Origin of the sequence: Legionella quinlivanii, from assembly GCF_003265995.1 — a bacterium.
GTDB lineage: Bacteria > Pseudomonadota > Gammaproteobacteria > Legionellales > Legionellaceae > Legionella_C > Legionella_C quinlivanii_A.
In genome coordinates this window covers 47,473-62,958 of the sequence record NZ_MVJN01000016.1, presented here as the reverse complement: position 1 = coordinate 62,958, position 15,486 = coordinate 47,473, and the positions used below count along the sequence as shown (strand labels likewise).

Genomic DNA, 15,486 nt, shown 5'->3' with positions numbered 1-15,486 from the left:
AAAAAACCATAACAATATAGAATTTTCCTTTTACAAAGCCTGTAAACTCCTAATCATCAACGTCTCAGAACTAGCTTCTGCTCTAGTCTCTGTCTATCGCCTAAAATCGTTTATCCATTCCTTTTATGAAAGTCTCGCTTGCTTTGCTATAAAAAATGTAAAAAAGAAACCCGATTGGGAGCCAGCTCCCTCCCCGGGGGAGGGATTTTAGTTCCTTAGCCTGACGGCTATGGGCTTACTCCTTAAACTTGGAAAAAGTAACTCGTATTCCCTCGAAGAATGTCAAGCACAAAAGATCAATTTTCAAAGATGTGTTATCGAAGGATATTGATTGATACTAAAAATGAAAGATAACAGGTCACAAATTCGCAATTGGCGAATCGCGAATTTATCATAACTTTTGATATTATTACTTAAATGCAGAACTTTCAGTATCCCATACGTCCCAAGGTTTCAAAATAGGAGAGGGACCAGTCTAGCTCAGTAATAGCTTAGATGCCCCACCTGTCCCAACAAATTCATTTATATTCCATAATAGACGGACTTATAATCCATATTGGACGAATTTAACCATATGTTTAATAATTATTTTTAATTTTTCGGATATTTAATAACGCAATAAACTATAATTTCCACAACCGAATAAACTATAATCTAAACAACATTATATACTATGATTTCCACAACATAATATACTATAATTTCCCCATGCAACTATAAATTGAAATATTATGAAACCCTCAGAAAAGCTAGCGCAGTCACTAGAAGTTTTACACAATCTACAAAAGCAAGGTAAGTACGCCATCCAATCCAAAGAGATAAGTCGTACTCATAGAGAACGACTTGTAGAAAATGCATTTTTAGAAGAGGTTGTAAAAGGTTGGTATGTACCTATAAAACCTGAAGAACAAAAAGGCGAAAGTACAACTTGGTATGCTTCTTTCTGGAGTTTTTGTGCTTCATATTTAAATGAACGATTTGGTGACAAATGGTGCCTTTCTCCAGAACAATCTTTACTTCTTCATTCAGAAAATTGGACTGTGCCTAAACAACTCTTGATACGCAGCCCCAACGGAACAAACCGTAATATGGAGTTACCTCACAACACAGCCTTATTTTCAGTACAATACAAAATGCCAGCTGCTCAGGATATAGAGATTAAGCAGGACATGCGAGTGTATTCAATAGTGCCAGCATTGCTCTATTGTTCACCTAAGTTTTTTTCTCAATATCCTACTGAAGCACGCTCTGTTCTTTCAATATTTAATAGTGCATCTGATCTTCTGCATTATCTATTAGAGGAAGGACATTCCTGGATAGCAGGAAGAATTTGCGGTGCGCTTAAAAATATCGGCAAATCTCACGTGGCAGAAGAGATCAAAAAAACCATGGAGAGTGCAGGTTATCAAATACGGGAAGAAGATCCATTTTTAACAAATACACCAATAGATTTTTCCGCAACTTATAAGCCAGCTTATCGCAGTCGTTTGGAAGTTATGTGGCATGATATGCGCGATACAGTTAGAGAAAACTTCCCTAGCCCACATCCTACGACAATTGATATTAAAGGATATCTAGAACAAGTTGACGAAAATTATGTTTCAGACGCCTACCATTCTCTATCTATTGAAGGTTATCAAGTAAGCCCTGACTTAATTGAAAAAGTTCGTTCTGGACAATGGAATCCTGATGCTACAGAACAAGATCGAAATCACCGTAGTGCATTAGCTGCCCGTGGATACTGGCAAGCATTCCAAGCAGTAAAAAAGAGCCTTATGGAAATATTGAATGGAGAAAACCCCGGAAAAATAGTACAAAAAGAACATGGGGATTGGTATAGAGAATTATTTCAACCTAGCGTTGCTGTAGGTCTTTTAAAACCAACTGATCTGGCAGGATATAGACGAAGCCCTGTATTTATACGTCAATCAAAACATATTCCTCCACGTTGGCAAATCGTTAGTGAACTAATGGAAGAGTTTTTTCAGTTAATAACCCAGGAAACGGAACCTGCTGTTAGAGTTGTTCTCGGACATTTCTTTTTTGTTTATATCCACCCCTATTCAGATGGTAATGGCAGAATTGGGCGTTTTCTGATGAATGTTATGCTGGCGAGTGGCCATTATCCATGGACTATTATTCCTGTGGATAGAAGAAACGAATATATGGAAGCTCTAGAGCAAGCTAGTGTTGATCAAAATATTGTTCCCTTCACTAAGTTTATTGCTAGTTGTATTCAGTAATAGTGGTAGATAAGAGCGATCGTTGTACATCTTTTCGTGAAAATCTTTGGATAATATTTTGGAGTAGTCTTTAAATAGGTAATTACATGAATTTTGACATTAGTAAAATTATACAAATAATTAAAAATAATGCGCTAGGACTCTGGTATTCCTCTTTATTACTAAGCTTGCTGATTTTTTCGATCTATTTCTTAGAAATAAAATATTTTCCTATAAGAAGTTATGACAGTTTAATTGCTCTCTCATTATTTGTCAGTTTTGTACTTGTAATAATTATATTTTTGCTGACCCTCCCTCCATCAATTTCCAGTAATTTACAAAAAAGACTTATCAACAACGAGCATACATGCTCATTTCTTTTCGGTAATAAATTTCGTCTTCTATTTGATAAATTAGTTATAAAGAAGAAAAAAAGAAGGGCGGAAATAAAACTCATAGGAAAACTGATAAAAACATTCCTTTTTTTACATATTATAAATGCAACACTCTTATCAATTATATTTTATTTCATGCCCATTACGGCTATGTTAATAACAATGATAATTCCTCTAATATCGATATTTGTATTGCTGACAAACTCAAAAACAACGTCAAGTCCATCGCCCTCTAAAATTATTTTAATTTTTTACACAACTATAGTCATTACAACATCAAATTTATTTTTACTCATCGCAACTGGATTAATAAATCATTTAGAGGAAATAACACCAGAAAGTGGCATAAACTATATAATATCTACTTTTAGTACCTATTTTTGTCTATTGGCCTATTCAATCTTTGTTTTAATACCCCTTCCAGACATAAAAAGTAAGTTACAAAAACCGCTAATTCTAACAGTAGTAATTGTTACAATATTATCCATTAACGGCAGTATTATAAGACTGCCCAAATTAATTATTGAAACATTTCGTATAGGTAACCCTAAAATAGCCTCGTATTAAATTTACGTGTTTGAGTACGACATAATTATATATCGTATATTTATCTAGGAACAAATCTAAAATGGCTATAAAAATCCGGGCAATTGTAATGTCTAATATGCCTGGACACTTTTATTGGTTATAATATAACCAATAGGAGTGAAAGTAATGAATCAAAGAAAGAGACCGTATTTTAGTTTAGAATTCAAACAGGATGCTGTTCAAGTTTCAAATCTTTAGTCAAATATCTTCCTCTCTAAACAAAGCCATGGAGGCAGGCGCCTCATACCTGGTTTCAACCGTCCCCACCCTTTGCAATTGAAGTGGGCATGTGGACTTATTGAATACTATAGATCTGCGCATTGGTTATCCATTCATCATAATGGCGACGTGTATCATTCATTATTTTATAATAGAGCGAATTTATTCACATTTAAGTATTTTAATGTCTTTACAACTTAAATTTTTCCCACTTACTTTTATCCTTCTTTATTCATTACAACTTAACGCCATTCCTCCAGGGGAAGTGGTCGATGCCTGCAGGAATAATATGAGCATGGGGGCAGGTATGATTATTAAAAAGATGCCACAACCTGGTGCACATTGGTGGGATGATGGCGGTTTGTTTTGCGCCAAAGACAGATGTTATGTAGAAATAGAAACCATTGGGGATGGTATTCATTATGGAACTTCAGAATGTCATGAGGATTCTGCAGTGTTTATAAATGGTTATAATTTATTATTAGAAAAAGCAATTAATCTTTCTATAAATCCTTACATTGGACCTGGAGGTATGATATCACGTCATGCCGAATGGTTGAAAATTGTATATAGGGAACACACTTATTTATGCATTGTCGAAGCTTTATCCGACTCGGGTGCTGGCGCAGCTCGTGTACAATATTATGTCATTGAAAATGTAATGCCTTTTGATATCCCTTCTGTGTATTATTATTTGTTTGAAACAGACGTAATGCCCTTAACAATGAGCTGGCCTGAACAACAAAAAATAATAAAGGAATTTCCTTTTTTCAAATTTTCAGAGGTAGAAGAAAACTTAAGCTAGCTAACATATAGCAAATATTTTGGTTGCACGTAGGCGTATCACCAGGTTTTAGCCGCCTTCACATTTTGCAATGTATTATAAGTTGCTGTGAAACTTCACTCATCCTAAGGGTTCCCATATGAGTATTAATAAATCGAAAAAATTCATAGGCTCTCCATTTTGGACGAAACTATATTCCATACCCTCTTAAATTAAGCGCAATTTTTTCATTTGACAAATAAAACTATTTTTTATAACTTACAAAATAACGCTTTTCCTAAGCGAGCCCCCTTCCAGTGCAAAACTCTCAGTGAGTAGGAAATTCGATTTTTATATTTAGAAAAATAAATATTAGGAAGGGAGTGTTTATTTTTCGCTAATATGAGAATCGAAATAATGTCTTTGCCTAAAAGTATTCCTTCAATAAAGTCTCTTAAATTATCTGCAAAACAAATAGCCTCAGCTAAGAGCATTCCGCTAAGCCAAGCTCTTGATCTTGTTGCCAATGATTATGGATTTACTCATTGGACATTAATGCAGAAATATTTTAAATCAGTACGCATGAATAATCTTGAGTCCATTTGGCAATCATTTCTTCCTGGAGAAATGTTATTGTTATCTGCTGCGGAAGGAGCAGGAAAATTATCTTTTGCTCTTAACCTTGCTTTGTGTGCATCTCAATTAAAATTATCGGTCAAATATTACTCTTTACATGTTAATGCATCCTTCATTTTTGAGCGTTTAAATCAAATTTCATTTTCCAATGTTGAGTGTGATTTGCAACAAGAGCAATACATAGAGATAGTGGAAAACTGTTTTGATCAAAAAACTATAATTGAAAAAATTAAAAAAGATAAGCCTGGTTCTTTATTAATTGTTGATTATTTACAAGCTATTATGTCCCATGAAGAAATGGATCCATATAATGATTTTGTGCGTGAATTGAAATTAATTGCACAGCAACATGCATTGAGGGTATTAATACTCAGCCAAGTCAATAAAGAATTTAATTTTGAATCTTTGGAGTATATTGCAGGCGGACGTTCAATCAGCAGGCATTTCACACACGTGATTCATATAGAACCTCAGCAACAAGAAAATAAAGACGAACGCGGAATCGTTTTAGTTAAATCAATTCATTACCAAAAGCAAAAATCCTTTTTACAGTTTAATAATGATAATTATCGTTTTCTTTAATCCTTTATCCTGCGTGAGATTTGCGCGTCTTGAGTACGACACTGTTATACTCATCTTTTGAACCCCTGAGAGGAACTGATGGGGATTTGAATGACAAATAGTGACAACAATGGAAACAACGCGCCTCGTCCGAAACGCAACCAAAATTTTGGTTGGCATTTAATGATGGCAAGGCGCAGAAATGATTGGTTCTGGTGTAGACCCAAACAGTTCATATTCAATTATTGGCAAAATCCCCTATGTAACGTAATATACAAAAAAATAGCACTCGCATTTATGAAACAGCATTATCAGGTGTAATTATGGACATAAAAAAGAATCCTGAAGGTATCAATGGATGGCTGATATTAGTGGCTATAGGAATGGTTCTGGCTCCGATAAGGATTGTCTTTACCCTCTTGACTACCTATCCTCAAATATTTTCCTCAGGTACATGGGAAGCACTGACCACTAAAGGAAGTGAGGGATATAACCCACTTTGGGGACCTATTATAATCGGAGAATTATCGATCAATTTTATTTTGCTCATGCTCTTGCTTTATCTTGCATACCTGTTTTTTTCCAAGAGCAGAAACTTTCCAAAATGGTTTATTGGAATCGCTATTTTTAGCATAGTATTTATTGTTGCAGACGCGTTTGCAGTAAAGATGGTTGCACCAGACGAACCTGTATTTGACCCTGATACAATTAGGGAGCTTGCGCATTCGGTAATTGTGGCTGTTATATGGATACCCTACATGCTTGTTTCAAAAAGAGTTAAAGCAACATTCATAAAATAAAACTGTCTAATAACCACATACACTCGCTCAGAATTCTTGATCTGTTAATTTCATAGATTAGAAATTCTGATATTTAAGGAAAAATATGTTTGCTGTACTGTCTCATCGATTAAGTTCACTGCCCCGACTTTCAAAAACCTGCTATTTGCTTCTTCTTTTTTCGTTCCTGGAATGTGCAGCAGGAGGAATTGCTTACTACTTATCATTATATTTAGGAACGTCTACACCATTAACAAAATTGCAAATTGGTCAGGTTGGATCAGTGGTTGGATTTGGAGCATTATCAGGCGCGCTATGCTCCACATACTTAGCAGACAGAATGAGTTGTAAAAATATTATTATCATCAGTTTTCTCGTTCTGGGGCTAAGTTTTTTCTGCCTGCCTCAAAGTACTGATTTTCTTGCAATATCTGGATGTGCATTCATTATCGGGATTGCAACAAGTATTTTTCTCACTACGAATAATAGCCTTTTATTGCAACACGCTCCGCAAGATCAAAACAGCCTTCGTTTTGTACAAAGTATGAAAGTGGTAAGCGAAAACCTTGGTAGCAGCTGCTCCATACTATTGATTATGTTTTTTGCAGCACAATATTATGGACAAATTTTTGAAATAATTGGTCTGTTTTTCCTTCTTTTTGCTCTGAATGCAATGAAGTATCTGCATATAGATAAATACTCTCTTGCGAACTCGCCTCACGAAGAAAAGGAAATAAACCAGCAGCACGGCAACAATAAACGGCTTTATATTACCGTTAGCGCAGTGTTTGTAGCAGGAATTATCTACGCTCAGCAACGTATTGCTTACCCGCTTTTTCTAAATGAAACGTTTTCAAATTTTACTATCACTGCAACCCTTTTCTGGCTAGATCCTATTATTGTTTCCTTATTTCAAGTCAAAATAACAAAAATAGCATCCCCCTTAAAAATCAATCATCAATTGGCAATTGGCGGATTTTTATTAGGTGCAGGCTTATTTGCATTGCTGATAGTAAACAGTATTGCAGCAGCAATGCTGGCCTGCTTAACGTTTATCCTAGGAGAAATGTTATTCATGCCCACATCTTTTGTGGAATGCTATGAGTCTGCAGGAAAAAAAAGAAAAGGGATGGCGGCCGGTGCCTGGAGAAGCGCATATACCTCAGGCCTGATTGTTGGACCTGTCGTATCAGGCCTCTTAATGGAATATTATAGCTATAATGCATGTTGGATTTTAGCTGGTATACTTGGTTTTTTCTTATTTATTTTATTTATTTGCCAAGAAAAAGATCCAGGGTGATAAAATGTTCTGCCGAATTAAATGTCTGATGAGTTAAAAATGATTTTACTTGCCCGACCTTGCGCTCAGGATGAAACTGTATTTATTTCTACAATGAAAAATAGCCGGGATTTTCATTTCCCTTTTGTGACTGCGCCCTGTACCCCTGAAGAATTTCAAACTTATTTAAAGAAGAACAAACAAGAAACGGAACAATACTACATTGCCTGGAATGATGACCAAAAAATAATAGGCGTTTTTAATGTCAGTGGCATTATGCATGGTTTATTTAAAAGTGCTTATTTAGGGTATTACGCCAACGCAGAGTATGCTGGAAAAGGATTGATGAGTCAGGCATTAAAATTAGTACTTAGTGAAATATTCACAACATTAAATCTTCATCGAATTGAAGCGAATATCCAGCCTACAAATACGGCATCGATACAACTGGCAATAAAAAACGGTTTCATCAAAGAAGGCTTTTCCCCACGTTATTTGAAAATTAATGGCATCTGGCAAGATCATTTTCGTTTTGCACTAACCTATGAAGATTGGTTGGCAAATCCGCAGTCGGCAGCATATTAACTCCTTTGTCTTAAGGTGTTGAGCCAATAATAGCAAGATACTTTCTAACCAGGTTCAAAGCTTTGAATTCTTGATTTTTAATTGGCGAAGCGACTAAAAGACGCCAATGCCATCAACATTTGGGCAAGCGGAGGAACGTTAGGTGTCCTTGGCAGCGATACACATTGAAAAATGTCTGGGCAGCGTTCATTTTTCCTTAGATATAAGGGGTGCCACATTCTATACACACGGTTATCCACAGATTTTGTGGATAACTGGCAAGAGTATTTTCCCCACAGAATGCCTGACAGGCCTTTATGGTCAAGAGGTTATGAAGTAAGCGAGACGTTTGGAGAAGGTGATGAGGGGGGGATACGGAAAACTTATCCACAAAGCCAGGAAAACAGGCATATTTTGGGGAAGTGCATTGTATCGCCTTTTTTTTAGAAGAACCAGTCTTGACATTTTGACACTGTCTTCTTTAAATGCATTTCCGATGTTATGCCATTGATAAGTATTAATAAATTAGTTTGAATATAATCTGGCTACTCCCTTTGAGCCCCGTATACATCCATACACCTATCAACCAGGTAACGCCACCAATTGAGCCAAAAATCATCCATACTTTAAAAAGCAGGTCCCCTGGAGAGGCATTATGGAAATTGCCATTATCGGAGCAGGCTGGTATGGTTGCCATCTTGCATTGGCTCTAGCCAAAGCAGGTTACAAAGTCACCTTAATTGATAAAAATAAGGATATTTTCCAGGGTATTTCGGGCCAATTCGGAATTCGCCTGCATTGTGGCTCTCACTATCCGCGTTCGCCCGAAACCAGGGAAAGTTGTCGACGAGGATTTGAAAAATTTATGACAACCTATCCTGACCTGGTAGTTGATCATGAATACTCCATCTATGCGGTTGGGAATAACGACTCGATGGGGAAACCCTCTCATGTCACCACTTCTGAGTTTAAGTCAGTGTGTGATGAGTTTCAGAAGGATACAGCAGTTTCCCCCAGTGAATGGGATTTTGAGAATGTGTTTAGCGCACATAATATTAAAGAACCTAGCATCTTAATTGGTGAGCCGCTCCGAAATTATTTTCGCAAAGCATTGGATCAAGCTGGTATCAAATTGCAGTTAGATACCGAAATCAGTGCACTTCAACCTGGCGAGCATGGTGCGTCTATTAATATGAATGGACAAAGTGTTCCCTTTGATAAAGTCATTAACGCGTCGAGCTTTCAATCCTTCCAACCGAAAGAAGCATTACCATTTCCCTTTGAAATCGCCTATCAACCCTGCCTGGGATTAATTTATGAAGATAGCGACCCCGGGCAAAAGCCCCTCTCTGTTATCATGATGGATGGCCTGTTTCCTTGCCTTATGCCGCTAGTGGATTCAAAGCCGTTCAATCACCGTTATTTATTAACGCATGGACAATATACCATTATGGAATCTTGTTCCACTACTGAAGAAGCCTACAAGATTTTAAATCAGATTGATGAAGAATATATTAAAACGGAGATTAAGCCCCGTTGTGAAGCCGAAATGAATCGGTTTTGGCCGGATTTTGGCGAGCGCTTTCAATTTAGAGCCTGGCAAGGCAATGTATTAGCTAAATTTAGAACTCAAACTGAGTTTCGCAGTGCAGTCACCTTTGAAAAAGACAATGTGATTTCAATCGTTCCAGGCAAAGTGAGCAATATTTTTGATGTCGAAAATGACACTCTCGCTCTTCTTAAAAATGTCAATCTTCAAATCCATAACGGTTTTCGCTATCCTTCTGACGGTATTCTTGCTCATGGGCTAGGCGAGATATTAACAAAACCCAGCGATATACGGGCAACCACCAACCTGCATACATTCCATGAGATTAAAAACTCACAGACAAATGTGAATGCCCCACCTTCTTTTTCATAAAAACAGCTATGCTTTAAAAAAGACCAGCAATCGTTAATAATGACTAATAAAAAGGATTTGGAAGACTACCCCTTCCCAGCATTGATAAGCACAAAGGAAGGACTCATCGAACACTGCAATTCCGCATTTATCCAGCAGATTGGCCAATATCACAATAAATTCTTGTCCACTATTTCTGCGTTGAGTTCATTGAGTATATCGCTGTTAAACGACCGGGTTACATTAGACAGCATGCCTCTAACGATTCACGGGGATTTGCATTTACAGTGGGCTTTTTATCCGCATCAAGGGAATTGGGTTTTACAGTCACAACCCGTTAATACCCTCATTCAAGCCATCGAAAAAGCCAAACTATTGCAGATGTCTATCATTGATTTACTGCCTAATTTTACAATTTTCTGGAAAAATAAAGATTTAATCTATCTCGGTTGCAATCAAACCATGGCAGATGCCATGGGACTCCCTTCAAATAGCGCAATCATCGGGAAAACCGATTTTGACCTGCCAACTCCTAAAACACAAAGTGAGGCCTATCGCCGCGACGATCAGGAGATTATTAACTCAGGAAAAGCAAAACTCAATATCGAAGAAGTTCAAACCCTGCCGGGCCAAGGAACACGCGTATTGCTGACCTCTAAAGTTCCCCTTTTCGATTCAAATGGCAAGGTCGATGGGGTACTGGCCATTTATACAGACATTACTGAACAAAAACAGATGCAACATTCATTGCAAGACGCAAAAGAAAAGGCGGAAGCAGCCAGCCAAGCGAAGACGGAGTTTCTTGAAAATATGCGTCATGACATTCGCACCCCCCTTACAGGGATTGTTGGATTTGCTGATATTTTAAAAATGGAAACACAAAACCCTCATTTGAAAGAATATGTGGATAATCTTGTTGCCTCCAGTCATGCCTTACTCGAATTATTAGACGAAATTCTGGAAGCGATTCGCGTCAGTTCGGGTGATATTCCGATGCTGCGAAAAAAATTTAATTTAAAAGATAGCCTGCAACATATCATTGAGTTAAACCGATCCAAAGCCGCCCATAAGCGGCTATCGCTTCGTCTTCATTATGACCCAAAGATGCCCATTTATTTTATAGGCGATAAAATTCGCATTCATCGAATAGTTCTTGAGCTCGTTGCCAATGCTCTCAATTTCACAGACACAGGTTTTGTTTCTTTATCCGTTACTCTCGCCAGGCAATCTGGACGAGATATTATCGCTCAAATCGTTGTGGAAGATTCAGGAATGGGTATTCCTAAGGAAAAGCAACAAGAAATTTATCTTCAATTTAAACGATTAACACCCTCTTATCAGGGCATTTATAAAGGCGCTGGCCTTGGGCTTTCGGTAGTTAAACAATTCATTGATGAGCTGGAGGGGGAAATTTATGTTACAAGCGAACCGCGAAAGGGTTCTCGATTTACTTGCCTTATTCCCCTCAAAGAGTCGTTAATCGCTGACGAGTCCGGCATTGAAGAACACTTGGAAAATGCGACGGATGAGTTGTACACCAAAACCTATGCACAGGAATTTAAACCGCTTCAACCGCTGGACTTCTCAGGTGAGCACCGTGTATTGGTGGTAGAAGATAATGTCATCGCGCAAGCCGTTGCCAAATCAATGCTTTCTGCTTTAAATTGCCTGGTCGACATAGCTAACACTGGTCGAAAGGCTCTGGAACTCACGAAAATTCAGCCCTATGATCTGATTTTTATGGATATTGGTTTACCTGATTTGGACGGTTATGAGGTGACCCATGCCATTCGAGTGCAAGAATTAGTACATAAAGTCCACGTTCCTATTATCGCATTGACCGCGCATGCAGGCGATGAGAATAAAAAACGGTGTATTGATGCCGGAATGAATGCAGTGCTAACCAAGCCGCTAACCGCTAAAAACTGTGCGGATATTGTGAAAGCCTTTATTCCCGGGCACCGAAAAGAAGAAGCCTCTCCACCAAGCACTGACCTACAAGAAAAACAAGCTAATGCGTTGACCGAGTTCCCCTTACTAGATATTGAAGAAGGTATGAAAACACTGGGTGATGAAGCCAGTGTTGCCGAGATGCTTCGCTTTATGATTACAGACTCCCTGCCTGAAGATATGGAAAAATTGAAAATTGCACACCACGTGGCGGATTGGGATAAAACCCAGCAACTCATTCATAAAATTAAAGGCGGTGCTGTTTATGTGGGTACCATTCGATTGAAGATGGCCTGCCAAACATTCGAGCAATACTGGAAATCAGGGGAAAAAGAACAATTAGAATTTCACTACCAGCAGGTAGTGAATACCGTTATGGCGAGCACTCTAGCGATTGAAGATTGGATTAAGAAAGAGAGTTAGTTTCTTACGATATAGAAACAGGATTCTCCAGAGATGTTTGTGTGATCTCCAATCCGTATAATATGGAGTATCCTCTCGCCAAAATCGATACAAAATAATTTTTTAATTTAATGCACATAAAATAGTGAAATTTCTTTATCAAAACCCTCTATATCGGTATAAGATATATTTTTCTAATCGACTATTCTTGCACTATGACACCAACCAGCAAAGCGCCAGCGCACCCCGGGGAAGTTTTATTGAAGGATTTTTTGGAGCCGCTTAATTTGTCTCAAAAGCAATTTGCTGAACATTTAGGCTGGACCTATGCCCGTCTTAATGAAATCGTTAATATGCGTCGAGGAGTCACTGCTGATTCCGCTCTATCATTTGCAGAATCCTTAGGCACAGAGCCAGAGTTTTGGCTCAATATTCAACAAAAATGGGATCTATGGCGAGCCAGACAAACCCATACGACGGTTAGTCCTTTGCCGCAGATTGAACGTTAACCCTATCGATTCCTCAGGAAGGCCTCTGTCCATTCCATTAAGATTTAAATCGAATATCGGTATATGATATAATCCTGTTGAGGATACACTTCTACCAATAAATTAGTGTTCCAGAATCAATTCATCAATTGTTTTATTTTAAAGCACTGTTGATGCACCCTGCTATCTTAAGGAATATCATGTTTTCAGCATTCACACGACCTAATCGAAATGAGAAAGATTTTTTTGGTGATGCTATTATTTATCGCACCAGAGATCGCTGGGGTGAAATACTCGTCATTGACAAGAAAATGAACAGGATCCTCGCCTTTGATCCCATTTATGAACAAAGCTGCCTGAATTTGAAAGAACCTCATATTCCGGCTCATGAATACTGCCGAATCATGCTACTAGTCCTCGCCTTTGTTCATCCTAAGCACGTGACTATTTTAGGCCTTGGTGGTGGAAGTCTTCTTCACGCCTTGCACTACCTTATACCTCAATGCACTATCCACGCCATTGAACTTCGTAAGAAAGTGCATGAGGTCGCTCTCAATTTCTTTTTGATGCCAACCCACCCCAATATTAATGTAGTGATTTCTGACGCACAAAAAGCAATGCATCAAAGCGAAGAACAAAGCACTCAGATTATTTTTGCGGACATGTACCAAAAGCAGGGAATGGATCCTTTTCAAATACAAAAAAAATTCATTCTGCAATGCCATAGAATTTTGGATAATAGTGGATGGCTTGTAGTGAACTACCATCAACTTCCAGAATATAATTCAAGTTTCATTCAGTGCCTGCAGGGTTATTTCTCTGAAGTATTTGCAGGTCTCTCTCTCAGTGGAAATTATATTTTATTTGCTCGAAAAAACCGTGGAAGCCCACTAAGTAAATACCAAAAGAATGTACTCGATTTAGAAAACAAGCTAAACATTAAGTTACTCACACTATTCAAGCGGATTACCCGAATATATTCAGACAAATACTGATTCAGGCAGAATAATATCCTGCCTTGGTTCCAGTTCTGATATAAAAAACGCCTAGGCTTTTTTCACAAACTCTGATTTGAGTTTCATTGGCCCAATTCCTTCAATTTTACAGTCTATATTATGATCTTCATCAGGAGCCAGACGGATGTTTCTTACTTTTGTTCCGACCTTAACCACTTGGGAAGATCCCTTGATTTTTAAATCTTTAATCACACTAATGGTATCGCCATCGTTTAACACCGTCCCATGCGCGTCTTTAACCACTTTTGTATGATCCTCTTGCTGTTGTTCCGTCTCTTGAGGCCATTCATAGGAACATTGCGAGCAAACAAATAGCGTACCACTGGCATAGGTATATTCTGAATTGCATTCTGGGCATAGTTGGGTCATTGGGTTTATCCTATTTTTTAAAAATGTGAATCATAAGCAAACATCGCATTTCACTCAGATGAGAGAATTTCTCATTCGCAATGACAAAGCAGATATTGGATGGTTTTCAATGGCAAATTCATCCTTGAGTATATCATATATCCTGTATCGATTCATGATATAGTTTTGACTAACCATTCTCGGCCCGAAATTACTGTCATGGGAGTATTTATTGAAGTTTTTTTTCTAAGCGACTGGAATTTAAAACTATCTCTTAACCCCCCATACCAGACTCTCAAGATCTTCCAGACTTTGAACCTGCTCTTCCCAGTTTGCAATTCTAATCTGAACCTTCAGATTACTGTATTGGTGAAGCAGCATTAATGCGGTCAGCTGATGACTTAATTTGCCTGTTAACTCAGAGGAAGAATATCCATAAGCTATTAAAAATGTCTCTAGTAATTGTTTGTCGCCTTGAATTAGAAAAGCTCCAGGGCCCAGCAAATCATATTCTGGCAAACCTAACATTGCATCGCCAAAGTCAATCAATCCACTGATATGCCACATATCCTCTTTGTGATTAACCAGGAAATTCATTGGAGTATACTCACCCGTTAAAATAACTGGCTTTTTAATGGATGTGACTAATTCCTTAGCCGAATCAAGATAATCAGGAAGCTGCTTCAGCAGCACTGGTGGAAATCCCTTGTTCTGGTGGTTTGTTACGCATTGGGCAATTTGTTTTTCAATAAATTGCGGCCAATGGCAATCAATCGCCTCAAGCCCTTCTGTGGATAAAGTATGCACTTCCCGAATGAGTTCTCCCAGCTCATGAAGAATCACCATTTTATTATTTTGGGGCATCGTTTCCCAGAGAGTCTCTAAAAGCGTTCCCTCAAGCCGGCTGATAATTAGATAAGGCCAACCGAATAGCTCTCCCTCTTCTTCAAGTCTGGGTGTTCTTACTGATAACTTTCCATCCAGATGCTTTAATATCAGGCGTTCACTTTTAAACTGAGTTTGATGTACAGGGGGAAAAATTTTAATGACCTTAGTCCCGAACGAAAAAACAATGTTGGTTCCATCAGGAAATAAAGTTAATGCAGCCTCGGGCAATTGGTGTTTATTTATAATTGCTTTCACCAGATCATTTTCAATTAAGGATTTGAGCTTTTCATAATCTTCAAAGCTATGAATTGTCGAAAGTAGTTCCTTTAAAGTTAAATCATTCATAACGAGTCTTAGGTTGAAGCTTTGCCCATAATAGCATTATTTATAAATCAACCCCATACCCAACACTTTGCTTAAGAAAGCGCTTTCCCCAAGCATTTCCCCCTCTACATAAATGTATTACAATGCTTACGATAAAATGATTT

General features: G+C 37.9%; 12 protein-coding genes. 10 read left to right on the top strand and 2 right to left on the bottom strand.

Features of this window, described 5'->3' with window-relative positions; genetic code table 11:
* The first annotated feature begins 731 nt into the window (after positions 1–731).
* The 10 genes from B1207_RS15655 (at position 732) to B1207_RS15600 (ending at position 13,741) form a co-directional block, all read left to right on the top strand.
* Positions 732–2,243 carry a Fic family protein gene (locus tag B1207_RS15655; RefSeq protein ID WP_112220818.1) on the top strand — a complete coding sequence of 504 codons (1,512 nt, stop codon included), beginning with the start codon at positions 732–734 and terminating at the stop codon, positions 2,241–2,243.
* Between the two features lie 1,365 nt (positions 2,244–3,608).
* Positions 3,609–4,229, top strand: coding sequence for a hypothetical protein (locus B1207_RS15645; RefSeq protein WP_172458329.1), 621 nt, complete (start codon positions 3,609–3,611; stop codon positions 4,227–4,229).
* 375 nt (positions 4,230–4,604) lie between these two features.
* Entirely contained in the window at positions 4,605–5,405 is an 801-nt protein-coding gene (locus tag B1207_RS15640; protein ID WP_172458328.1) for an AAA family ATPase, read from the top strand.
* Between the two features lie 302 nt (positions 5,406–5,707).
* Positions 5,708–6,184, top strand: a complete 477-nt coding sequence (locus B1207_RS15630) for a DUF2569 domain-containing protein (protein WP_112220813.1) — start codon at positions 5,708–5,710, stop codon at positions 6,182–6,184.
* Positions 6,185–6,269: 85 nt separating this feature from the next.
* Positions 6,270–7,463: an MFS transporter gene (locus B1207_RS15625; protein WP_112220812.1), complete on the top strand. Its 1,194-nt coding sequence runs from the start codon at positions 6,270–6,272 to the stop codon at positions 7,461–7,463.
* 21 nt (positions 7,464–7,484) lie between these two features.
* Complete coding sequence (locus B1207_RS15620; RefSeq protein ID WP_253255898.1) at positions 7,485–8,027, top strand: GNAT family N-acetyltransferase; 543 nt, start codon at positions 7,485–7,487, stop codon at positions 8,025–8,027.
* Positions 8,028–8,661: 634 nt separating this feature from the next.
* The gene (locus B1207_RS15615) at positions 8,662–9,927 is read left to right on the top strand and encodes an FAD-dependent oxidoreductase (RefSeq protein ID WP_112220811.1); all 1,266 of its coding nucleotides are present in this window, start codon (positions 8,662–8,664) and stop codon (positions 9,925–9,927) included.
* A 39-nt stretch (positions 9,928–9,966) separates the two neighbouring features.
* The gene (locus B1207_RS15610; RefSeq protein WP_253255897.1) at positions 9,967–12,279 is read left to right on the top strand and encodes a response regulator; all 2,313 of its coding nucleotides are present in this window, start codon (positions 9,967–9,969) and stop codon (positions 12,277–12,279) included.
* A gap of 194 nt (positions 12,280–12,473) precedes the next feature.
* On the top strand, positions 12,474–12,767 hold the full coding sequence (locus B1207_RS15605) for a HigA family addiction module antitoxin (RefSeq protein WP_112220810.1): 294 nt from the start codon (positions 12,474–12,476) through the stop codon (positions 12,765–12,767).
* A gap of 179 nt (positions 12,768–12,946) precedes the next feature.
* Positions 12,947–13,741: a spermine synthase gene (locus B1207_RS15600; RefSeq protein ID WP_112220809.1), complete on the top strand. Its 795-nt coding sequence runs from the start codon at positions 12,947–12,949 to the stop codon at positions 13,739–13,741.
* Positions 13,742–13,792: 51 nt separating this feature from the next.
* Here B1207_RS15600 and B1207_RS15595 read toward each other — a convergent pair whose 3' ends face one another.
* The gene (locus B1207_RS15595) at positions 13,793–14,131 is read right to left on the bottom strand and encodes a zinc ribbon domain-containing protein YjdM (protein WP_112220808.1); all 339 of its coding nucleotides are present in this window, start codon (positions 14,129–14,131) and stop codon (positions 13,793–13,795) included.
* A 246-nt stretch (positions 14,132–14,377) separates the two neighbouring features.
* Positions 14,378–15,343 (bottom strand): phosphotransferase family protein, encoded by a 966-nt coding sequence (locus B1207_RS15590; RefSeq protein ID WP_112220807.1) that lies wholly within the window; start codon positions 15,341–15,343, stop codon positions 14,378–14,380.
* Positions 15,344–15,486: the final 143 nt, after the last annotated feature.